This window comes from Alteromonas sp. 07-89-2 (assembly GCF_013113925.1).
Classification (GTDB): Bacteria; Pseudomonadota; Gammaproteobacteria; order Enterobacterales; family Alteromonadaceae; genus Alteromonas; species Alteromonas macleodii.
The window spans coordinates 14790-37286 of sequence record NZ_VTYM01000022.1; the positions used below are offsets into that span (position 1 = coordinate 14790).

18 protein-coding genes and 1 pseudogene are annotated in these 22497 nt (G+C 44.5%); 13 read left to right on the top strand and 6 right to left on the bottom strand.

Going from position 1 to position 22497, the window contains the following annotated elements:
- Nucleotides 1-34 precede the first annotated feature (34 nt).
- The 5 genes from F0261_RS14190 to F0261_RS14210 all read left to right on the top strand — a co-directional run bounded on the left by F0261_RS14190 (nt 35) and on the right by F0261_RS14210 (nt 9328).
- Nucleotides 35-919 carry a S1 RNA-binding domain-containing protein gene (locus F0261_RS14190; protein WP_041449852.1) on the top strand — a complete coding sequence of 295 codons (885 nt, stop codon included), beginning with the start codon at nt 35-37 and terminating at the stop codon, nt 917-919.
- Nucleotides 920-1003: 84 nt separating this feature from the next.
- Nucleotides 1004-1396, top strand: a complete 393-nt coding sequence (locus F0261_RS14195) for an OsmC family protein (RefSeq protein WP_014949747.1) — start codon at nt 1004-1006, stop codon at nt 1394-1396.
- Between the two features lie 213 nt (nt 1397-1609).
- A complete protein-coding gene (locus F0261_RS14200) occupies nt 1610-2743 on the top strand; it encodes an efflux RND transporter periplasmic adaptor subunit (protein WP_014979512.1) in 1134 nt (377 codons plus the stop codon).
- 25 nt (nt 2744-2768) lie between these two features.
- On the top strand, nt 2769-6152 hold the full coding sequence (locus F0261_RS14205) for an efflux RND transporter permease subunit (protein ID WP_014979513.1): 3384 nt from the start codon (nt 2769-2771) through the stop codon (nt 6150-6152).
- A complete protein-coding gene (locus F0261_RS14210; protein WP_171338288.1) occupies nt 6149-9328 on the top strand; it encodes an efflux RND transporter permease subunit in 3180 nt (1059 codons plus the stop codon). The genes F0261_RS14205 and F0261_RS14210 overlap by 4 nt, the downstream gene beginning before the upstream one ends.
- Before the next feature lie 126 nt (nt 9329-9454).
- On the opposite strand, the gene F0261_RS14215 is transcribed toward F0261_RS14210, so the two are convergent.
- Together F0261_RS14215 and F0261_RS14220 are read right to left on the bottom strand one after the other, a co-directional pair.
- The gene (locus F0261_RS14215; RefSeq protein WP_171338289.1) at nt 9455-9799 is read right to left on the bottom strand and encodes a DUF3718 domain-containing protein; all 345 of its coding nucleotides are present in this window, start codon (nt 9797-9799) and stop codon (nt 9455-9457) included.
- 417 nt (nt 9800-10216) lie between these two features.
- A complete protein-coding gene (locus F0261_RS14220) occupies nt 10217-11011 on the bottom strand; it encodes a DUF2189 domain-containing protein (protein WP_014949751.1) in 795 nt (264 codons plus the stop codon).
- Between the two features lie 272 nt (nt 11012-11283).
- Here F0261_RS14220 and F0261_RS14225 point away from each other — a divergent pair, with 272 nt between their 5' ends.
- The 5 genes from F0261_RS14225 to F0261_RS14245 all read left to right on the top strand — a co-directional run bounded on the left by F0261_RS14225 (nt 11284) and on the right by F0261_RS14245 (nt 16442).
- Nucleotides 11284-12504, top strand: a complete 1221-nt coding sequence (locus F0261_RS14225) for a pyridoxal phosphate-dependent aminotransferase (protein WP_014976750.1) — start codon at nt 11284-11286, stop codon at nt 12502-12504.
- A 1-nt stretch (nt 12505) separates the two neighbouring features.
- Nucleotides 12506-13105, top strand: a complete 600-nt coding sequence (gene yfbR, locus F0261_RS14230; protein ID WP_012519109.1) for a 5'-deoxynucleotidase — start codon at nt 12506-12508, stop codon at nt 13103-13105.
- A 76-nt stretch (nt 13106-13181) separates the two neighbouring features.
- Nucleotides 13182-14525: an anti-phage deoxyguanosine triphosphatase gene (locus F0261_RS14235; protein ID WP_039236035.1), complete on the top strand. Its 1344-nt coding sequence runs from the start codon at nt 13182-13184 to the stop codon at nt 14523-14525.
- 152 nt (nt 14526-14677) lie between these two features.
- The gene (gene msrP, locus F0261_RS14240) at nt 14678-15685 is read left to right on the top strand and encodes a protein-methionine-sulfoxide reductase catalytic subunit MsrP (RefSeq protein WP_049587267.1); all 1008 of its coding nucleotides are present in this window, start codon (nt 14678-14680) and stop codon (nt 15683-15685) included.
- Between the two features lie 97 nt (nt 15686-15782).
- The gene (locus F0261_RS14245; protein ID WP_049587266.1) at nt 15783-16442 is read left to right on the top strand and encodes a sulfite oxidase heme-binding subunit YedZ; all 660 of its coding nucleotides are present in this window, start codon (nt 15783-15785) and stop codon (nt 16440-16442) included.
- Between the two features lie 22 nt (nt 16443-16464).
- Here F0261_RS14245 and F0261_RS14250 read toward each other — a convergent pair whose 3' ends face one another.
- Nucleotides 16465-16863 (bottom strand): YqaA family protein, encoded by a 399-nt coding sequence (locus tag F0261_RS14250; protein WP_039225474.1) that lies wholly within the window; start codon nt 16861-16863, stop codon nt 16465-16467.
- A 328-nt stretch (nt 16864-17191) separates the two neighbouring features.
- Between F0261_RS14250 and F0261_RS14255 the strand changes: the two genes are divergently transcribed.
- The 3 genes and pseudogenes from F0261_RS14255 to F0261_RS20240 form a co-directional block, all read left to right on the top strand.
- Nucleotides 17192-17602 carry a deoxyguanosinetriphosphate triphosphohydrolase gene (locus F0261_RS14255; protein WP_171338290.1) on the top strand — a complete coding sequence of 137 codons (411 nt, stop codon included), beginning with the start codon at nt 17192-17194 and terminating at the stop codon, nt 17600-17602.
- A 252-nt stretch (nt 17603-17854) separates the two neighbouring features.
- The gene (locus F0261_RS14260; RefSeq protein WP_171338291.1) at nt 17855-18484 is read left to right on the top strand and encodes a YchJ family protein; all 630 of its coding nucleotides are present in this window, start codon (nt 17855-17857) and stop codon (nt 18482-18484) included.
- 346 nt (nt 18485-18830) lie between these two features.
- Nucleotides 18831-19073, top strand: a pseudogene (locus F0261_RS20240) (alpha/beta fold hydrolase); the annotation flags it as partial.
- A 21-nt stretch (nt 19074-19094) separates the two neighbouring features.
- Here F0261_RS20240 and F0261_RS14265 read toward each other — a convergent pair.
- The 3 genes from F0261_RS14265 to F0261_RS14275 form a co-directional block, all read right to left on the bottom strand.
- Entirely contained in the window at nt 19095-20069 is a 975-nt protein-coding gene (locus F0261_RS14265) for an NADPH:quinone oxidoreductase family protein (protein ID WP_061486004.1), read from the bottom strand.
- A gap of 74 nt (nt 20070-20143) precedes the next feature.
- Entirely contained in the window at nt 20144-21202 is a 1059-nt protein-coding gene (locus F0261_RS14270) for a phosphotransferase (RefSeq protein ID WP_171338292.1), read from the bottom strand.
- A 49-nt stretch (nt 21203-21251) separates the two neighbouring features.
- Nucleotides 21252-22487 carry an acyl-CoA dehydrogenase family protein gene (locus F0261_RS14275; protein ID WP_014976758.1) on the bottom strand — a complete coding sequence of 412 codons (1236 nt, stop codon included), beginning with the start codon at nt 22485-22487 and terminating at the stop codon, nt 21252-21254.
- Between the last annotated feature and the right edge of the window lie 10 nt (nt 22488-22497).

Below are 22497 nucleotides of genomic sequence, written 5' to 3' on the forward strand. Positions count from 1 at the left end.
CATGTTACCTGTTCTTTTTAAAAAGTCAGTGCTGATGATAAATATTGGAAAAATTAATACATTACGCGTGGTAGCCCAATACCCTTTTGGCTACGCTTTAGCGCCACTTGTCGAAAACAACGACGAAAACGACAGCGTAATAGAAATAGATGATGCTGAAGAGCTGCAAACTGTTACGCTTGCGATTGACGAAGTAGAAACTTCCCTCGCAGAAGGACAACAGATAGACGTATTTGTAGCCACAGATCAGCGCGGCGATCTCTATGCCACCATGAAGAAACCTTTGATTCAAGTTGGTGAAACTAAGGTACTTAAAGCGGTATCTGCCACTAACTTTGGTGCATTTTTCGACTGGGGTTTAGACAACGACCTTTTAATGCCCAACGACTACCAAGCCCAACCTGTTAATCCAGGTATGTACTATGTTGTTCACACCTTTTTTGATGATAAAACCCAGCGTATTTTAGGTGCTACCAAGCTCCACTATTTTCTAAAGGAAAGTAGTGCTTATCTCAACGAGGGCGACACAGTGCAATGCTTGGTTTATGCCAAAACTGATTTAGGTTTTAAGGTAGTTATCAATGAAAAAAGCTTAGGTCTTATTTTCCATAGCGATGCCTTTAAGCCACTTAAAGTCGGGCAAGCTACTGAAGGGGTAATTAAAACAATTCGTGAAGACGGCAAAGTAGACGTAGCCCTTCAGCGCGTAGACAAAGGTGGCCGTGATGCACTTCAACAAGCCATTTTGGATGACTTAGAAGCCCACGGTGGGATTTCTACGCTAACAGATAAGAGTGCGCCAGAAGCCATTTACTCTCATTTTAACGTGAGTAAAGCCGCGTATAAAAAAGCGTTAGGGGCGTTGTATAAGCAAAAGAAAATCACGCTTAGCCCAGATGCAGTTCGCCTTAACAAATAAACGCACATGTCACAGCTGCATTGAAGCGCTAAACAGGCCTGTCTTGCAGCTTCCTTTTTTATTTTTATGACATTAGGACAAACAATGAAAGCACGTGTTTCTTGGGATCAAGATTTAACTTTTACAGGAACTACAGACAGCGGTTACAAAACGGTGATGGACGGCAGCGGTAAGGCCGTATCTCCAATGGAGTCAGTGCTGTTGGCAGTTGGTGCATGTTCAAGTATTGACGTGGTAGATATTCTTAAAAAAGGGCGCTTTAACATTGAAGCCTGTAACTGTGAATTAGAAGCTGAACGCGCTGAAGAGCCGCCTCGTGTATTTACTAAAATTCATGCGCATTACACGGTGTCAGGTGAAGGCATTAGTGAAAAGGCCCTTGCTCGCGCTGTGCAGCTTTCTGCAGAAAAATACTGTTCCGTCATGCTAATGCTAACGGGTAATGTTGAGATCACTACAAGCTATACTTTGGTTTAATAAACAATAGTAGAACCAGCCTCTTTTTAGCGATTCTCGCTAAGCATTAGTAGAAAAGGCCAACCACTTGGGTTGGCTTTTTCATTGAAACTGTTTGTTACACTCGTAAATTATTGAAATTATTAGCAATTAACATTAGTTAACATCTTTGGCATATTAGCTGCTGTATATGGTCATTATTATATAACGACAATTACGTTAGGGTTATTGACCATGGAAACTACAACGCACAGCAACACCTCTTTGTCACCATCACATTCTTTATTACCGTTTTCGCCAACATCACTCAAATTACTTGTTGGAAGCGGTATTATTGCCCTCACTCTCTCGATGACAGCATGTTCTGATGCTGATGCCATTAACGACCAAGCCAACGCCACCGAAGTTGAAGAAACCGTTTTTGCTATTCCCGTTGAAACCCAAACCATTGTTACTGGCGACATTACGTCCACTTACGATACAACCGCTATTTTAGAAGCTCGTGAAGAAGCATTTGTGGTTGCGCGAGCGTCTGGAATTATCGAAGAAATCTTCGTAGAAGAAGGCGATTATGTTGAAAAAGGCCAGGTACTGGCACAGCTTGATAAACGCCGCTACGAGCTGAACTTATCAAAAGCTTTGGCTGATTTAGCTGGCATTGAAAGCGAACTAGAAAAGGTCAACAAAGTCTATTCCAAAAAGCTTATCAGCGATGACACTTACGACAAGCTCACTTCGCAATTTGAATCAGCAAAAGCATCTGTACGCTTGGCTGAACTTGATTTGAAAGAAGCCACTATCACAGCCCCAATTGATGGATACATTGCAGAAAGGAATGCCAAAGTAGGCAACCTGACTGAATCGTTCCAACGGGAGAGAATGTTCCATATCGTTCAGCAACGTAATCTTCAAGGCATTGTGTATCTGCCTGAAAATGAGCTACCTAACGTAGTGATTGGACAAGGTGCAATGCTTACCGTGGCGGCTTTAGGCGACAGGAGTATCACCGCGAGTGTTGAGCGTATAAGCCCGGTCATCGATGCGACCACCGGCACGTTCAAAGTAACCTTAAAAGTACCGAACGAAGACAACAAACTTAAAGCCGGCATGTTTACCGATGTGTCACTTGAGTACGCAACACATGCTAACGCCACGTTGTTGCCTCGTAGAGCGCTAGTTACCATCGATAATAATCATAGTGTATTCGTTGTCGATAACGGCAAAGTTAAAAAAGTTGATATTTCTACAGGTTTTGAAAACAACGAAGTCGTTGAAGTTATTAATGGTTTAAACGGTAATGAAGAAGTGGTTACTGCAGGCCACCAAAACTTGAAAGACAGCGCCCCTGTTGAAGTAGTTAACAGCTAATTCGGCCTAACAAGGAACTCACACAATGCGTATTGTAGATATTGCTGTAAAGCGCCCTGTTGCCGTTAGTATGTTCACTTTTGCGGTATTGCTATTTGGTATGGTGTCGTTAGGCAGACTGTCGGTTAACCTACTGCCTGACTTATCTTACCCTACTCTCACCATTCGTACTGACTACGACGGTGCAGCGCCAGGCGAAGTCGAACAACTGGTTTCAAAGCCCATTGAAGAAGCCATCGGCGTAGTAAAAGGCGTACGTAAAGTCACGTCCACATCGCGTGCAGGCCAGTCTGACGTAGTGCTTTCATTTGCATGGGGTACTGACATGGATTTCGCGAGCTTAGAAGTGCGCGAGAAACTTGATGTATTACAACTTCCACTTGATATAGAAAAACCAAGACTCCTTCGTTTTAACCCAAGTTTAGACCCGGTAATTAAACTGGGGCTGACGGCACAAAGCGATACGTCAAGTTTAAGCGTAGCGCAAATGAAGCGATTACGTTTATATGCCGAACAGCAGGTAAAACGAGCTTTAGAGTCGGTAGAAGGTGTGGCAGCCGTGCGCGTTGGCGGTGGTTTAGAAAACGAGATACACATTCTTATCGACCAGCAGAAAGCCAGTCAGCTGTCTATTCCCATTACCCGAATTATTGACCGGGTCAGTGCCGAAAACATTAACGCGGCCGGCGGTCGAATTGATAACGCAGCCCAGGCGTTTTTGGTCAGAACCCTGAATCAGTTTGAAACACTTAGCGATATCGAAAACCTTTTCATTGGGCGTTTTGAAGGCAGAAACATTCAACTTAAAGACGTGGCAACGGTTGAGAGTGCTTATAAAGATCGTGATGTGGTAACGCGCTTTAACGGCAATGAAGGCATTGAAATTGCCATATATAAAGAAGGCGATGCTAATGCGGTTAACGTTGCGCAAAAAGTGGCTAGCCGGTTAAATGAGGTCAACAACAACCTGCCTTCTAACTACACGCTTAGCGAAATATATGATCAAAGTGTGTTCATTAAGCAAGCTATAGACAACGTGAAGTCAGCGGCAGTGATGGGCGGTATTTTAGCCATGTTAGTGCTGTACCTTTTTCTTAAAGACTTCTGGGCTACCGTTATTATCTCGGTTTCTATCCCGGTATCAGTAATTGCTACCTTTAATTTAATGTATGCCAACGACATAAGCTTAAACATGATGAGCTTAGGTGGTATCGCGCTTGCTGTTGGATTATTGGTAGATAACAGTATTGTTGTGCTTGAAAATATCGATCGCCATAAGAAATTAAAAATGGCTGGAAGTGATAACGCTACAGCTAATGAAAAAACGACGGCAGAAGCCACAGACACTGAGGCATCTGCCGCTAGTGAAGGAACAAAAGAAGTCTCTGGCGCAATTGTGGCTTCGACACTGACCACTATGGCCGTGTTTGTGCCGCTAATATTTGTAGAAGGTATTGCAGGTCAGCTGTTTAAAGATCAAGCGTTAACCGTGTCGTTCGCTTTAGCTGCATCGCTTGTTGTTGCGCTCACACTTATCCCTGCGATGGCACATAAGAAGAAAAAGCAACAGCTAGATCACGAAGAGGTGTTCACTACACCAGCGCCTACCCCTCCTACGTCAACGTTTGGCAAAGTTATGTATTACGTTACCCTGCCAATTCGTTGGGTATTCAGACTTATCTTTGTTTTTTTACCTGCAGCCTTAGTAACTTTGGTGATTGGCGCATGGCATATCGTTAGCAAGTTATTAAGCGTTGCGTTTAAACCACTTATCTGGGTATTTAACAAAGGGTTTGACCTTCTTGCTTATGCTTATGAAAAGCTGCTGCGCGTAAGCCTTGAAGCCAAAGCGCTGGTGTTAGCTACTGCCTTTATTCTTGCTGCTGGCGCGATAATGCTGGTACCAAGACTAGGTATGGAACTTATCCCTACCCTGTCACAAGGAGAATTTTCGGTAGAAGTGACCCTTCCTGCGGGTTCGCCACTAGCGCGTACCGACGCTATTATCAGCGAGCTTGCTGCGGTTGCAGTAAATAACAATGATGGCGGCGAAACCAAGGTGCTTCGCACCTATGCCATGTCTGGTACTGGTAGCCTGATAAGCGCCGCGCCTAATCAGGGTGGCGATCATTGGGGACGCTTAAACATTGTCATGCAGCCTTCGGCGACAGCTGGCGATATGGACGCAGTAAAGCGTGCCCTTCGCGATCATTTAGCGTTTAAACCTCAGGTTCAGGCAACGTTTTCAGAGCCAGAGCTATTTAGCTTTGCCTCGCCTATTCAAATTGAAATTGCAGGTTATGACCTTAATCAACTACAACAGTATGGCGACGCTATTGCGACCAAACTAGCCAGTTTTAATAATTTTGCAGACGTAACGACCAGCATTCGTGATGGAAACCCAGAGCTTAAAATAGCTTTCCATCACGCAAAACTTGCTCGCCTTGAGCTTGATGCATCGACCGTCTCTCAGCTTATCGCAGCCAAAGTAGGTGGCCGTGTCGCTACACAGTACAGTGTTGAAGACAGAAAGGTAGATGTGCTAGTAAGAACGCAAGAAAACCAGCGAGATGACATCGCCAGCGTGCGCGCCATTGTTGTTAATCCAGGCTCTGCGCAACCTATTCCATTAAGTGCCGTGGCAGACGTGTACATGAGTGTAGGGCCTAGCGAAATCACCCGCGTTGGACAGCAACGTGTAGCGCTGGTATCGGCAAATTTAGCCAAGGGTAAGCTTGATGAAGCAGTTGCCGTTGCTAATAAAGTCATTGATGAAACCCAGCTTCCACTATCTTTAAGTGCAACAGTAACTGGACAAAGTGAAGACATGCAAAGCAGCTTCCGTTCACTACAGTTTGCCCTGGCACTTGCTGTGTTCATGGTGTATTTGGTTATGGCGTCTCAGTTTGAGTCGTTACTGCACCCACTGCTTATTTTATTCGCAGTGCCGCTTGCTGGCGCGGGTTCTGTGTATGGATTGTGGCTTACCAATACGCCGCTAAACGTGGTGGTGTTTATCGGTTTAATTATGCTATGCGGTATTGTAGTGAATAACGCTATTGTTTTAGTTGACCGTATAAACCAGTTACGCCGCCAAGGAGTAGATAAAGACACCGCTATTCTAGATGCTGCTAAAACCCGCCTGCGCCCTATTGTGATGACTACACTTACTACGGTGTTGGGTCTATTGCCTATGGCGTTTGGTTTTGGTGAAGGTGCTGAAATTCGCACGCCAATGGCCATCACCGTTATTTACGGCCTTCTGTTTGCAAGCTTGCTCACCCTCATTTTACTGCCAGTGCTTTACAGCCTGTTCGACGTGAAGAAAAACGTTGCGCAGAAAACGTCTGTTAATACTAATGCGGGCTTTGGTGACGAAGGAGCAATGTCGAAAGGAGGTGTACTATGAGTACACCTTCTCACAACGCTAATAACAGTTCTGAAACCCACACTGACAAGCGCCAAACACGTGACCCGAATCAACGCGAGACCGACATAGCTTCAAAGCCGCACCTTTCAAAAATTGCAGGAATAGGCGCCTCGCTTGCACGCTTTGCGTTAAATAAGCCTGTTACCATCGGAATGCTGTTTCTGTCTATGTTGCTGTTCGGCATTGTATCTGGCCGCTTATTACCCTTGGAAAAGTTCCCTGGGATTGATATTCCAGAAATGGTAGTGCAGATCCCCTATCCTGATGCAACGCCAGTTGAGATTGAAACCATGATCACCCGCCCGGTTGAAGAGGCCGTTGCTACCATGTCGGGGATAAAGCGCTTAAGGGCGCGGTCGTACGACAATATGGCTGAGGTCATTGTAGAGTTCGACTGGGATGAAAACCTTAAAGCCAAAAGTATTGAAGCGCGGGAAAAGATTGACGCTATTCGCCACGAGCTTCCTGACGATATAGAGCGGATCATGGTGTATAAATTTAACACCAACGATATGCCTATATTCCAGCTGCGCGTATCGAGCGACCGCGACTTATCGAATGCTTACGACTTGCTTGAGCGTAACCTTAAGCGTCCTCTAGAGCGCGTTCCGGGTGTATCGAAAGTTGAGCTATACGGCACCATGAAGCGTCAAATTACTATTCGCTTAGATCCTAAGAAAATGGCGGCCTACCAAATAGACGGTACACGCTTAGAGCAGCAGCTTCAAAACGCAAACTTCTCGCTAACCGCGGGCTACATGTACAATAACGGTGAAAAAATTCTGGTTAACCCAACTGGCGAATTTACCGATGTAAACGACTTTAAAAACATGTGGGTTACCCGCAGCGTTCGCTTGTCTGATATTGCCAGCGTGACTTACGAGCTTCCTCAACGCAATGAAGGACGTCATTTAGATCGCACCTTCGCGGTAGGCTTTAACGTATTTCGCGAATCGGGCAGCAATCTTGTAGAAGTTTCCGACGCGGTAATGAAGGTTATCGAAAAAGCCAAGGAAGACCCTGAGTTTACAGGCATTAGTTTATTTGTAATGGACGACACCGCGAAAAGCGTGACTTCGTCGCTAAGCGATTTGCTAAACGCAGGCCTTTTAGGAGCGTTACTTTCAGTTATTGTGCTGTACTTATTTTTGCGCCAGCTTACCACTACGTTAATCGTGGTGCTTTCAGTGCCGTTCTCAATTTGTATTACCTTAGGTGTGATGTATCTATTGGGCTATACCCTTAACATCTTATCGTTAATGGGCCTCATGCTAGCGGTAGGTATGCTAGTAGACAACGCCGTGGTGATCACTGAAAGCGTATTTCAAGAACGCCAACAAGAGGGAGACATTAAGCGAGCCACCCAGATTGGTGTAAACAAAGTCAGTCTTGCGGTCATTGCCGGAACTGCAACCACGGCAATAGTGTTTTTACCTAATATTATTGGGGTAAAAATAGACGTGACTATTTTCTTAGAGCACGTTGCTGTGGCTATCTGTATATCTCTGTTCGCGTCGCTTTTCATTGCTAAAACACTTATTCCCTTGCTGACAACTAAGGTAAAGATCCCTGTTGTAAAAACGCCTAAAACACCGTCCTACATAAAAGGCTATGGCCGTGCGCTTAACTGGATGTTGAAACACCAAGGAACAACTTGCCTCATTGCGTTACTCATTCTGGCGTCGACTTTTGTGCCTATGCAGGCAGTGACATCAGACGATGAAGGTAATAACAACCAAGAGCGTATTTGGCTTAATTATCACGTAACGCAAAACTTTACCCTAGAAGAGGTAGAAAAGACCGTAAATAAAATGGAAGCTTATCTTTATGAAAACCAAGAACGCTTTCACATTAAACAGGTATATACCTATTTTACTGCTGGCCATGCGGTAAGTGGTATCACGCTTAATGACGAATTACCCGTCAGTGTAGGTAAGATTAAAGAGGATATTCGTGAAACCATGCCTTCGTTTGTGCGTGCTCGCCCCTCTTTCCAATGGGATAGCGGCAATGGCGGTGGCGTAAGAGTAACCTTGTTGGGCGAGTCTTCAGAAACCTTGCTAAATATTTCAGAGCAAATCATTCCTATTCTTTCCACCATAAATGGGTTGGAAGATGTAAAAGCCGACACGGGATCTACCCGCGATGAGGTTCAAATACGCATAGACAGAGAGAAAGCAAATCGCTTCGGCATACAAGTAAACGATGTGGCTAAACTTATCTCTACGGCACTACGCGGAAGTAATTTACGTACATTCCGCTATGGTGACGCCGGAGAAGTGGCGGTGCAGCTTAAGTTTGGCAGCGATATTCAAGCCTCGCTAAGCGAACTTAAGAACATCAATATTGGGTTTACGCAGGGTCAATCGGTAACGCTGAACATGATTGCAGATTTCTCTGTGGTGCCACAGCTTTCGCAAATTAACCGCAACTATCGTCAAACAGCGTTAGCTATTGGTGCAAATCTAGAGGGTGAAACCACCACCGAACAAGCTCGTGAACGCATAGAAAAAGCATTAGCTAATATCGAATTGCCGACAGGCTACAAGTGGACGCTAGACGGCAGCTTCTCTCGCCAGGATGAAACCAATGCCGTAATGCAAATGAATATGCTATTAGCGCTTTGTATGATATACGTTGTGATGGCCGCGCTGTTTGAATCGCTAATTCTTCCAACATCTGTAATTACGTCACTACTGTTTTCCTTCACAGGTGCTTTTTGGGCATTCATGGTTACAGGCACATCTATGTCTATTATGGGGATGATTGGCATGCTGATTCTGATGGGTATTGTGGTTAACAATGGCATCGTATTGGTAGACAGAATTAATCAGCTAATTAATGAAGGTCTGTCGCTGTATGACGCAGTAATTGAAGGGTGTATGACACGTATCAGGCCTATTCTGATGACAGTAGCCACTACAGTTCTAGGGCTTATTCCACTTGCGATGGGGAGTACTCGAATTGGCGGCGACGGCCCTCCCTACTCGCCAATGGCGATTGCAATCATTGGTGGGCTGGTGTTCTCAACACTAACCAGCTTGTTCTTAGTACCACTTGCTTACGTGTTGTTACTAAAGCTTAGGTTTAAAACGCAACGTTTGTTTAAAACCAGTAAAGCGCGTGTAGCCACGTATATTAAGATCGCTAATTAAGGCGCATTTTAGAGCAAAAAGTAAGACAAAAAGCGGGTCTAGTTTTCACCATTTACGTCAACGTGATTGACGATGAGTGCAAGCTAGCCCGCTTTTTCTGAGTTTATCGTTACAACAACCAAAGCCTTAGCTACGCGACGTTAAGTATTCATGTACCGCATCTGCGTGACGCTCTTCAGAAAACTTAATAAGGCTACTTCCATTACATGTTAGGCCTTCTTCAGACGTTACCATGCGCAATACTTCACGCTGACTAGCACCAATTCGACCTACGTTACGTGAAAGACTAGAGCGAAGTACTCTAACATCATCATTTATCACAGCTTTACAAAACCCTGCAAATTGGGTTTCGCCTACAAAGCGTATGTCTTTTTGCGGTGCTGCGGCAGTTGCGTTTACGCTAAATGCTACGGTTGCAGTTACAGCTAGCACTTTTACCGCGTTGGCTAATTTCGATTTAACTGGTTTCATGTTTAATTCCTCAATGTGTAGATAAAGGCTTTAATCAAGTTTGTGGCAAACTCTTAGTTTTTGGTTGAACAAAGCTGAACAATCAACAATTCGCTCAACGCCCTTTATTTATGCATCAAGAATTAAAACTTTTCTGTTGAATGATTGTGTAATGGGGGTAAATGTGTGGTAAATCAATTTGTTACACCATTGTTACTAGGCTAAACCACTGTTTTATCGAGATTAATTTAGATTACATATTACTAATATATCTAGCGATGGAACTTGTAGGAAGAAAGAAATATAAGACTTAAGTATAAAAAGGCCCCTTTTGGGGCCTTAAAACTGTAATTTTAACAAAATATATAATGATAAAGCGCATCTAATGTACAGAAAACCTCACCATTTCCGTAATTAAATTACAGAAAGCGTGGGCGATTACTCATATTTGCGTTCGCGCTTAGTTTCAATGGCATCAATATAAGCATGCCATGACGCGTAGCCGATTATAGGCATTAACACGATAAAACCAATAAACCCGGTTACGTAACCAATCGCAACGGTGGTAAAGATGATCGCCCCCCAAATAAGCATGGGCACCTTATTAAGCCATACTGCGTTAACGCTGGTTAATACGGCGGTAGCAAGGTCAACTTTACGTTCCATCAAAATAGGTTGGGTAAACGCCGTAATGAAAAGCATAGCCAATGTAAAACCCGCACCAACAATTGTGCCTAGCGCTAAAAACGGTAACAAGCTTTCTAAGTCGTTTTCTATATAAGGCGGATAAAGCGCGTGGATTAGCGATGCGACACGTAACCAAAATATCATCATCACCATAAGCAGTATGGCAAAGCCCCACTCGTTAAATGCATTTCGGCGCATTGCACGCAAAGAATGGCGTAACGTGGGCTTATGGCCTTTCTCCATTTCCCAGCTCACATCATAAAGACCAGCAGCCAGGAAAGGCCCTACCAACATGAAACACACAATGGCCGGTAGAATGACCAAGTGCCAACCTGTCATTTCAACCAAGTACATAATGAACCACGGAATAACCGCGAAAAGAACGCCATAAAACAATGTGAGACCTGGTGCGCGCATAGCGTCTCGTAATGCCAATGACAACCATTTTATAGGGTCGCCAACGTCTAATTCTTTACAGGGAATAACGCGTGCTATACCACTTTGCGTGATTGCATTCTCTGGTGTTTCTTTGAAATGGTGCGACATATTCTTATCACCTCTGCTTGTTAGCCTGTTTGTTACTAACGCGTTTTTTATACACGCCTTACTACTACGATAGGCGCTGAATGAAAAGTTCACAAGCTATTAACATAAATTTTATACTTAAGTGACAAGCGGATCATTCATCTCGTTATGTGGTTAATAAATAGCCACTTGGTGAAAAAAGTAGTGCTTAAAGCAGAAATACTGCAAAAAGGCCATCGCATATGGCTTTGTATTGCGATAATCTCAGGGTATGTAAATCAACCAGATAGACCATGAAAACTGTATCTCGCTCACATAAATTAGATAACGTTTGTTACGACATTAGAGGCCCAATCGCTGCGCAAGCACGCAAAATGGAAGACGAAGGACACCGCATATTAAAGCTGAATATCGGTAACCCTGCCCCATTTGGATTTGAAGCCCCTGACGATATCGTAAAAGACGTTATTCATAACCTGCCTACGTCTCAAGGATATTCAGACTCGACAGGAATTTATGCTGCCCGTGTGGCCGTGATGCAGTACTACCAGCAGCGCAACATTAAAGACATCCGTGTAGACGACGTTTATATTGGTAACGGCGTATCTGAGTTAATTATGATGGCAATGCAGGCGCTACTTAATCATGGCGATGAAGTGCTTATTCCAAGCCCTGACTACCCGCTTTGGACAGCAGCAGTTAGCCTCTCGTCAGGTTCACCCGTTCATTATCGCTGCGACGAGCAAGCAGGCTGGTTCCCAGATATTGACGACATAAAAAGTAAAATCACCAGTAAAACTCGCGCGATCGTACTGATCAACCCTAACAACCCAACCGGCGCAGTTTACGACAAAGCCCTTTTACAAGATGTGGTTGAAGTCGCCCGCGAACACGGACTTGTTGTATTTAGCGACGAGATTTACGACAAAATTCTATACGATGAAGCAAAACACACCAGTATTGCTTCACTGGCTGACGATGTTTTTTTTGTTACCTTTGGCGGTTTAAGCAAAAACTACCGCGTGGCGGGCTTTCGATCAGGTTGGCTTGTAGTCAGCGGCAATAAGCGCCTGGCGTCGGACTATATTGAAGGGCTTAATATTCTGTCTTCCATGCGAATGTGCGCTAACGTACCGTGTCAAAGTGCTATTCAAACTGCGTTAGGCGGCTATCAAAGCATTGACGACTTGGTGAAAGAAAACGGGCGTCTTCGCATTCAGCGCGACGTGACTACAGATATGCTAAACGGCATTGACGGTATTTCGTGCGTTAAACCTAAAGGTGCCATGTATTGTTTCGCTAAAGTGGATGAGAAGAAATTCAACATTCAAAACGACGAACAAATGGTGCTGGACTTATTAAGCTCTGAAAAAATTCTGCTGGTACATGGTCGCGCGTTTAACCTTACTGAAGGCACGTATTTCAGATTAGTATTTTTACCGCACAGCGATGTATTAGTGCCTGCTCTGCATCGTATTGGCAACTTCTTTAGAACGTATAAGCAAGGGGCGTAATGTGTCTGATAAAAGTCACTTTTTTGCGCACCTGGCGCGCTTAAAGCTTATTAATCGCTGGCCGCTAATGCACAACGTGCGCACAGAAAATGTGCAGGAGCACAGTTTGCAGGTGGCCATGGTTGCCCACGCACTTGCTTTAATAAAAAATAAGTTTTTTGGCGGCACACTAAACCCTGATCGTATTGCTACCATGGCAATATTTCACGACGTGTCGGAGGTACTCACCGGAGACCTCCCTACCCCAGTGAAATACTTTAACCCTGCGATTAAAGAAGAATATAAAAAGATCGAAAAAATTGCAGAGAACAAGCTAATTGAAATGGCACCAGAGGCATTTCGAGAAGACTATGCGGCGCTTATTGATCATCACTACCATAGTGAAGAAGAAGCTTTTATTGTGAAAGCAGCAGACGTACTTTGCGCTTACCTAAAAACGCTTGAAGAATTAGCTGCTGGTAACCAAGAGTTTAAGCTGGCTAAGAAAAGATTAGATAAAACCCTTAAAGAATATCATTCTGAAGAGGTGGACTACTTCTTAACGCGTTACGTACCAAGCTTTTCTTTAAGTCTTGATGAAATTACGCAAGACGATATGTGAGCGAGGCGGCTAACAGCCCATAAATCACTATACTGACGAATAGAAGTAGCATACACAGCAAGGCAGCGAGGTTTTTTTGGCAACAAGCGATTGGGAATTAGCATTACACGAGCGTCGTTTACCCCGTAGCGAAACAAGAGACGGCGATCATCGCAATCCGTATCAACGTGATAAAGCGCGCGTTCTTCACAGCGCTGCCTTTCGCAGATTGCAGGCAAAAACCCAAGTGCTCGGTGTGGGGCTGAGCGACTTCTATCGCACTCGACTAACCCACTCTCTAGAAGCCGCCCAAATTGGCACCGGTATTACTGCCCAACTTTGGGTGAAATTTCCAGATATTGCCACGACGTTAGCGCTTGATCCTACGTTAATCGAAACCCTCTGCTTGGCTCACGATATTGGTCATCCCCCATTCGGCCATGGTGGTGAAATTGCCCTTAATTACATGATGCACCAACACGGCGGGTTTGAAGGAAACGGACAAACTTTTAGGATCATCACTCAGCTAGAGCCTTATACCGCCGATCACGGCATGAATTTATGTAGAAGAAGCGTGTTAGGCTTGGTTAAATATCCGAATTTTATCGATGCCCTTCATAGTAAAGGACCTACGCCCGAGCGCCCTGCTTCACTTCGTCAGGTTAAAGCCCACGACTGGCATCCGCCAAAAGGTCTGTTTCGCTGCGATGAGCCCCTGTTCGACTGGCTACTTGCGCCATTTAGCAATGAAGATAAAGATGCGTTTATGCAGTTTACTGCAAAACTGAATGCACACAGTAAAACGCAATTTAAATCGTTCGACTGCTCAATTATGGAACTGTCTGACGATATCGCCTATGGCATTCACGACTTAGAAGATGCCATTGTAATGGATATGGTCGACAAGCATCACTTTGTCGAGGATGTAACCACGCCGCTAAAAGCGCTAGATGTACCGTGGCTGTCAGACAATATAGAAGTGCTAACCAATAAGCTATTTAGCGCTGCACATCACGAAAGAAAAAATGCCATAGGCGCGCTGGTAAATAGCTTTATTACAGCTATTGAAATAAAAGGCGTTGAGGGTTTCGCTCACCCGTTACTGGCGTTCAACGCCGTAATGCCTGAACATTTTGCACAAGCCTTGGAGCTTTTCAAACGCTTTGTGTTTAACAAAGTAATACGCCGCCCCGATGTGCAGCTTCTTGAATACAAAGGACAGCTGGTGGTTATGGAGCTTTTTGAAGCCTTTGCATCAGATCCCGACCGCTTACTTCCCGAAAACACTCAAGTTCGCTGGCGTAAGGCCTGTGAGAGCGGCAATGGTATGCGCGTTCTCGCCGACTATATATCGGGTATGACGGATGAATTCGCATCTCGCCTATACAGTAATATCTTTTCACCTAAACAAGGCGGTATTCAAGATAGTCTGCATATGTAGATTGTTTTGTTTTTCCAAATTAATTGAAATGAAAAGACCGTACTCTCGGTCTTTTTTATTATGTTGAACTTACTCGTTACATTAACGTAGCTAAATGTATTGGGCGAAGTGACGACCATTTCTCATAGTCTTATCATAATTTAGGTGACGTAATGCCAAAACCATTTAAACCCTCAGTAAAATTGACTGATAACGACGTAACTAATGAAGACGTTTACAAGAGTCGCCGTTCATTGCTCAAATCTATGGGCTTTGTGGGAGCGTCTACGCTGTTGGCGAAGTCGGCAGGCGCTGCCGGTTGGTTTTGGGAAGATGAAGAAGAGAAGGCAGCGTTTAAGGGAAAGGCGCTGGAGTTTAGTCAGCCCCCTAAGTTTCAAATAACGGAAACCCGAACGCCTGAAGATAAAGTGACCAGCTACAACAACTTCTATGAGTTTGGCACATCTAAAGATGCACCAGCCAAAAATGCGACTGAATTTCAAACTAATCCATGGACGTTAAAAGTTGACGGGATGGTTAAAAACCCCATTGAGCTTGATCACGATGCCTTGACAAAGCGTTTTCCCCTTGAAGAACGCATTTACCGCTTGCGCTGTGTGGAAGCATGGTCGATGGTGGTGCCTTGGATTGGGTTTGAGTTGGGGGCGTTGTTAAAACAAGCCGATCCATTAATGTCAGCCAAATATGTGGCATTTGAAACCCTATACGACCCTGAGCAAATGCCCGGTCAACGAAGCCGCTTTACCGGTGGTGGTATTGATTACCCTTACGTAGAGGGTTTGCGTCTTGATGAAGCTATGCACCCGTTAACGCTCATGTCGGTTGGTCTTTACGGGAAGACCTTGCCACCTCAAAACGGCGCGCCTATCAGGCTTGTTGTACCGTGGAAGTATGGTTTTAAAAGCATTAAGTCTATTGTGAGAATTCACCTGACCGACAAGAAGCCTCCTACCACATGGAATCGACTGGCCGCCAACGAGTATGGCTTTTACGCCAACGTGAATCCAAACGTGTCGCACCCAAGGTGGAGCCAGGCCAGCGAGCGTAGAATAACCACAGGTGGGCTACTCGCCAGAAATCGCATCGACACCCAAATGTTCAACGGTTACAGCGAAGTCGCGCCGCTATACAAAGATATGGACTTATCCCGTTATTACTAGCTGGTACGTTTTATAGGGCTACGAGCAAATAGCTAGCCCTTCTAACCAATATCTCATGACCGAAGCTATTAAACACTATTATTAAGTTGTTCATTTAATGCCGTTAAGAAAAAAACCATTTCGACTCTCTGTTTGGCAACGCCGCAGCCTAAAAGGTCTTATTCACCTTTTCGCATTGGGCTATATCGCCTGGTTGTTTTTTGCAGGGGTAACCGATCAGCTTGGTCCAGACCCTGTAAACACGCTCATCAATGAGACTGGAACCTGGGCAATTCACTTTCTTTTACTAACGCTTACTCTTAGCCCACTTGCTAAATGGCTACCAAGCCCAGAACCGATGCAATTCAGACGTATGATTGGCGTATACACCTTTGTGTACGCCTTTGCACACCTGCTCACATACATTGTGTTTGAAATCCAGCTTGATATGGCACTAGTGGCTAGCGAGATAGTAAGCAGGCCATACATCATTGTTGGCCTGGCAGCGTTACTTCTTCTTTTTGCTCTCACCGCTACGTCGTTCAAGCGTATCCAGCGCAACATGGGAAAAAAGTGGCAGAAGCTTCACAACAGCATTTACCTGATCCTGCCCCTTGCACTACTTCATTTCAGCTGGTCGCAGAAGACGTTTTGGCAAGAGCCCGTTTGGTATTGGATGATTGGACTGATATTAATGAGCCCAAGAATGAAGCAGTGGTATGTGAGGTATCAGAAGAAAAGTCAAAAGAAGTCGAGAGACAAAAACGCAGTGGTGTGAGAAAACTAGAGTCGAAAACCTTTTAAACAAGCACGTACAGCAACGCAGCATAACGCGCTGTTTTGCTAAGCGTTACCGCGAGAATAAAAAACCAAAACGGGCTTCTAAGTACACCTGCTACTAAAGTAATAGGGTCGCCAATAATAGGTACCCAGCATAAAAACAAGCTCCACTTCCCCCACTTTGTAAAGGTGTAACTTGCACGGTTAAACGCCGCTTCGCTCACTTTTAACTTATCGGTCGCAATTTCTTTTCCGAACTTGAAGCCCAATGCATAATTAACCACCGAGCCGAGTACATTTCCTAACGAAGCAACAACAAGCAACAACACCCAGTTCAAGCCACTACTGTATAAAGCACTAAGTACAATTTCAGAACTAAAAGGCAATATAGTGGCAGCCAAAAATGCCGATAAGAACATCCCCAAATAGCCTAAATGTATTAATGCGCTCAACGCTCCTCCATCTATATACAGTAGTTTTCTATGTAAAATTCGCGCGGATCTTACCTTAATCGGAGTATGAATACTTCCTTCAGAATTCGATAGCACAAAAAAACCATTATCTTTTATGTAGTTACTTAGAAAACACCAATTTGTGTGAAAAAAGTACAACTAAATACTTGCCAAAGCCCTCCTTTGATAATACTGTATACACATACACACTGTATAAGTAACCAGTATCAATTAATAACAATATTCCCGAAGTTCAAACTATGAACTTCAGGGCAAATGCATAAAGGGTTTTACTATGAACACATCTTCAGTTTCACGATTTAATGCTTTGCGCGCTTCGGTTTCAAATGTTGTTCAACTACCTTTGCCGATAGAAGGGTTTCCAGGCGAAAAACAAGGTAATGGAAAAGGAAGTAACGACAAAGGTTGGAATTATCTGCTTTCAAATACGGTGTCGTTTTCTAAATCTGTAGATCACGCTATTCGTATTCAAAAACCTGAAAAAGAAAAAATGCCTGAATGGATCAGTAAGCTGATTACAGGTGGCCAGTGTAAAACACTGTATGTGGAAAACATTGATTTAGACCTTCAACCAACAGACAGTGAAATGATCAGAAAGCTGTGTGAGCTTTACTCTGTCAGCCTGGTGAATGTAAGTGTTAACAGCATTAATGACGAACAAAACGTAGCTTTAGGCCCTTGGTAATACAAAGCCTGTCATGCTTACATCTTGCGTTTGCCCCATTTTACGTTTGCCTAAGTATCGATGCGTAAACAAAACCTAAATATTTATTTTCATACAGCTCTTTGGCGTGGAATCTCTGACATGTACCCTTTGGCATGGACCGCCAAGGAATCTTTGAATATCGGCAACATTTACGTTTAAAAAAGTTGGGTCTCACGCAACTTATACTTATACTGTAGCGCTTTGTTTTACTCTTAAACTGCGAGTTGTCTTATGCGCTGTTACTGTTGCTCATCAAAATCCTTCGACGAATGCTGCGAGCCTTTTATTAAGGGTGATAAACACCCTAGTTCTGCAGAGCAACTTATGCGCTCCCGGTTTTCAGCCTACGCCACAGCGCATTATCAATATATTCTTGAAACCTACACCAAAGAAAAGCAGCAGGGTCTCTCTGTAGAGGATTTGGCGCAAAGCGCACAAGGTGCGACATGGTTCGCACTTAAAGTACACCCCACTCTAGCGGCTAGCTCCGTAGATAGCTTGGTAGGTAACTTGGTCAGTAGTACTGAAGATAGTTCGATAGACAGTACTGTACATGCCGACGCTAAAGTCGAAGCAGTAACCAACGCCGAGCCAATCTCTAAGCCTAGTTTAAAGTCCATCTCCAAACCCATCACCAAACCCAATAATGCCATTGTTGAATTCACTGCTTACTATTTTGAAAATAAAAGTATGTATCAGCTTCACGAAACGTCGAATTTTAGTGTTGAAGACGGTAAGTGGCGTTATCACGACGGCGTATTACACGACGACTGCGGCAAAATTAAATACGGGAGAAACCTACCTTGTGTTTGCGGTAGCGGTAAAAAGTTTAAACAATGTTGCGCGTTAAAGCAGCGTTGAGCCCAAACAATATCCGTAATTCCCTTATATCGTTCGCAAGAGTAATATTTTACAGTGGCCATTGGTTCTGTTAAGAAGTAATTAGTATGTTGAAAACTAGTGTGAGCTTGATTTTAGTAATAGCTGTTGCGTTACTTATTTTTGTAAAAACTCACTCGGCACAAGACGTATTCGTGGAGAAACTTAAACCGCGCTGGGCGTCTTCAGCATCATCATTCGTAAATATTGCTGGTACACATACGTGATGAAGGCACAAAAAAACGACAGAACACCTGTAGTTTTAGTCCACGGCACGGGCGCTTCTCTTCACACTTAGGATGGCTGGGTATCAGGCCTAAAAAGCAAGCGCCGCGTTATTCGTTTTGACCTACCCGGTTCTGGTCTAACCGGGCCGGAACCTCAAAACAATTACACAATAGAAAAGTACACTGATCACCTTGTGAAACTGCTCAATCATCTCGGGATCGCTCACGCTATAGTGGCGGGTAACTCACTTCTCTTGATGGTCTTACGTGGCAATAATGTACTTAAAACAAAAGAGCGCGATAGACATTGTGTTTGTCTATTGCGCTCGACAATTATTTCCTAAAAAGCGGCCACTCTCAGATTGTTAGGGCACAAGCACCATCTTACCTTTCACTTCCCGGTTCATTACCTTGGCCATGGCTTTCGTTGCTTGTTCTAAGGGTAATGCTTCATCTACGACCACCTTCACCTTACCTTGCACATACCAAGTTAAAAGCTCTTGCATATTTTCCGCAAAGCCTTTTGGATCGTGCTGAGTAAACGAGCCCCAAAATACGCCCATAACCGAATAGCCTTTTACCAGCGCTAAATTAACCGGGAATTTCGGGATCTCACCGCCAGCAAAGCCAACCACAAGTAAACGACCTTCCCATGCCATACTGCGGCTGCAAGCGTGGAATGTGTCACCGCCAACGCATTCATAAACTACATCGACACCTTTGCCGCCTGTGACTTCTTTCAGCGTTTCTTTGAGATCTTTTTCTTTGTAGTTAATTAAAACGTCTGCGCCATACTCTTTAGCAAGCGCCAGCTTTTCTTCTGTTGAGCAAACTGCAATCACTTTAGCGCCCATAATCTTGCCTATTTGCACTGCTGCTAAGCCAGTACCACCCGCTGCGCCGGTTACAACCAGTGTTTCGCCTGGCTGCAGTTTTGCGCGCTGCTTTAACGCGTGATGTGCTGTCGCATGCGCAGTTACAAGAGCAGCCCCCTCATTAACATGGATGGGATCAGGTAACGGCATAACATGGGTGGCAGGGATCAGCGCTTTTTCTGCGTAACCACCTAAGTTAGACAACGCAATAACTCGTTGTCCTTCTTTTAAATGGCTTACGCCCTCACCTACTTCAGATATAGTGCCTGCCACTTCATTGCCGGGAATAAACGGGAAGTCTGGCTGCATTTGATACAGACCTTGCACCAATAGTCCGTCTGGAAAGTTCACCCCTGCGGCTTCAACATTTACGACTACATGCCCTTTTTTTACTTGCGGGTCTGCAACGTCTTTAAATTGAAGTTCTTCAAGTGGTCCAAAAGATTCGCATACAATTGCTTTCATACTGTCTCCAGTTGCTTTGTTCGACGAGCACGCTATTGATAGCATGACATGTCATTAAATACGTTATATGGCGTTTATTCGCTTTGGTGAATGGTTTGGTTCGCAATTTGCGCCAGAGGTCGCACCATTGCGCCTAATTGCATAGCCTTCTCGCTTGACGCATTGCCATCGTGTGCGCGTTTTACCACGCCTTGTAAAATAGCGGCTAAACGGAAAAAACTAAATGCGAGGTAAAACGTCCAGTTGCTAATGCTATCAATACCTCTTCGCTCGCAATACGCATTGATATATTCTTGTTCACTTGGAATGCCTAACTGCTCTCTGTCTAAACCACCTAACCCAGCTGCGTGCGCAATGTCAGAGGGAAGGCGCAACTGCATACATTGGTAAGCCAAATCGGCATACGGATGCCCCAACGTTGATAATTCCCAATCAAGCACCGCGACTACTTTTGGTTTTTTAGGGTCAGACATATCAAACATCATATTGTCTAAACGAAAATCACCATGGACCAACGAGACTTGACCATCATCTTTTGGCAGGTTGGCCTCAAGATACTGAATAAGACTTTCAATTTCTTCAACATGCTCAAGTTCAGATGCACGATACTGCTTGGTCCACCTGCTTAGCTGACGTTCAAAGTAGCTGCCAGGCCTTCCATAATCGCGTAAGCCTGCGCTTTCAATATCTACACTGTGAAGCGCTGCAAGCACTCGGTTCATTTCATCATACATGGCACCACGAGTAGCAGAAGATGCTATTTCAGGCAGTGCGCTATTCCAGAAAATGTCACCTTCAACAAAGGCCATAATGTAAAACATGCTACCGATTATGCTGGTATCTTCACATAAATGGTACGCTTTGGGCACAGGCACTTCTGAGCCCTGCAACGCATTGATAACGCGAAATTCTCGGTCAACTGCATGGGCCGATTTCAGTAACTTACCCGGAGGTTGACGGCGTAACACGTAGACGCCGTTATCCGTAGTAAGCTTAAACGTCGGGTTCGATTGCCCACCTGAAAATTTCTCGGCACTTTTTACCTTCCCAACACTGGGGCACGCAGAAGATAAATACGAATTCAGCACTGCTAAATCTATGACATGTGGGGCTTTCGCATTGTCTTTAGACACGTTCACTCCTTACCCGTAATTTTTTGTATTGTTTATTTACAACACTGACTTATTCAGCGACTGCTTTTTCAGCAATAAGATTACGACCTAACTGCATCATGTGAACCTGATCAGGGCCATCTGCCAGCTTGATAGTACGCGCATAAGCGTACATGGCAGACAATACGAAATCTTGGCTTGTACCTGCAGCGCCGTGCATCTGAATGGCTTGGTCGATAACGTTACAGGCCATAGTAGGTGCAACTATCTTGATAGCAGCGATAAGGTCGCGCGATACTTTGTTGCCATAGCGATCCATCTTATCAGCCGCTTTCAACGTAAGCAGACGCGCCTGTTCAATATCACAGTGCATCTGCGCAATGCTTTCTCTAACCGATTGCTGTTTTGACAACGGTTTGCCAAACGCCACTCGGCTTTCAACTCGTTCACAGGCCATATCGAGCGCGCGCTGTGCACAGCCAATAAGGCGCATACAATGGTGAATACGGCCCGGGCCTAAGCGCCCTTGTGCGATTTCAAAACCACGCCCTTCACCAAGCAGTAAGTTTTCTGCCGGTACACGTACGTTTTCAAACAAGACTTCAGCATGACCAATAGGCTCGTCGTAATAGCCCATTGCTGCCATTGGGCGAACAATAGTTACACCCTTGGTGTCCATAGGAACTAAGATTTGAGACTGCTGCTGGTGACGAGGCGCATCGAAATCAGTTTTGCCCATTACAACCATAATCTTACAGTTTTCATTCATAGCACCGCTGGTGTACCACTTACGGCCGTTGATAACGTATTCATCACCATCGCGCTTAATGGAAGTTTCGATGTTAGTCGCGTCACTTGATGCCACTGCAGGCTCTGTCATAGCAAAGGCTGAGCGTATTTCCCCGTTTAAGAGAGGCTCTAACCACTGCTTTTTCTGACTCTCGTTACCGTATTTCGCCAGCACTTCCATATTGCCGGTATCTGGCGCACTACAGTTGAAGATTTCAGAGCTAAACAAAACTCTGCCCATTTCTTCACAAAGTGGTGCATACTCTGCGTTAGTCAAGCCCGCGCCATATGGCTTATATTCTTCAGGTAAAAATAGATTCCAAAGACCCGCTTCTTTTGCACGCTTTTTCAATGTATGCATCATTTCAGGCGTTTTCCAACGACCTTCGCCATTGTTGGCAGAGCCATTTTCTACGGCGTGAATGTATTCCTTTTCAATTGGATACACTTCTTCTTTCATAAACGCTTTTAGTTTTTCTAAAAGTGCTTGGGTCTTTTCATTATATTCAAAGTTCATAACTGCCCCA

Excerpts from the sequence above, each read along its gene's own strand:
- F0261_RS14190 (WP_041449852.1), top strand. The coding sequence starts at position 35 with ATGATAAATATTGGAAAAATTAATACATTACGCGTGGTAGCCCAATAC.
- F0261_RS14195 (WP_014949747.1), top strand. The coding sequence starts at position 1,004 with ATGAAAGCACGTGTTTCTTGGGATCAAGATTTAACTTTTACAGGAACT.
- F0261_RS14200 (WP_014979512.1), top strand. The coding sequence starts at position 1,610 with ATGGAAACTACAACGCACAGCAACACCTCTTTGTCACCATCACATTCT.
- F0261_RS14205 (WP_014979513.1), top strand. The coding sequence starts at position 2,769 with ATGCGTATTGTAGATATTGCTGTAAAGCGCCCTGTTGCCGTTAGTATG.
- F0261_RS14210 (WP_171338288.1), top strand. The coding sequence starts at position 6,149 with ATGAGTACACCTTCTCACAACGCTAATAACAGTTCTGAAACCCACACT.
- F0261_RS14215 (WP_171338289.1), bottom strand. The coding sequence starts at position 9,799 with ATGAAACCAGTTAAATCGAAATTAGCCAACGCGGTAAAAGTGCTAGCT.
- F0261_RS14220 (WP_014949751.1), bottom strand. The coding sequence starts at position 11,011 with ATGTCGCACCATTTCAAAGAAACACCAGAGAATGCAATCACGCAAAGT.
- F0261_RS14225 (WP_014976750.1), top strand. The coding sequence starts at position 11,284 with ATGAAAACTGTATCTCGCTCACATAAATTAGATAACGTTTGTTACGAC.
- msrP (WP_049587267.1), top strand. The coding sequence starts at position 14,678 with ATGCCAAAACCATTTAAACCCTCAGTAAAATTGACTGATAACGACGTA.
- F0261_RS14245 (WP_049587266.1), top strand. The coding sequence starts at position 15,783 with ATGCCGTTAAGAAAAAAACCATTTCGACTCTCTGTTTGGCAACGCCGC.
- F0261_RS14250 (WP_039225474.1), bottom strand. The coding sequence starts at position 16,863 with ATGTTCTTATCGGCATTTTTGGCTGCCACTATATTGCCTTTTAGTTCT.
- F0261_RS14255 (WP_171338290.1), top strand. The coding sequence starts at position 17,192 with ATGAACACATCTTCAGTTTCACGATTTAATGCTTTGCGCGCTTCGGTT.
- F0261_RS14260 (WP_171338291.1), top strand. The coding sequence starts at position 17,855 with ATGCGCTGTTACTGTTGCTCATCAAAATCCTTCGACGAATGCTGCGAG.
- F0261_RS14265 (WP_061486004.1), bottom strand. The coding sequence starts at position 20,069 with ATGAAAGCAATTGTATGCGAATCTTTTGGACCACTTGAAGAACTTCAA.
- F0261_RS14275 (WP_014976758.1), bottom strand. The coding sequence starts at position 22,487 with ATGAACTTTGAATATAATGAAAAGACCCAAGCACTTTTAGAAAAACTA.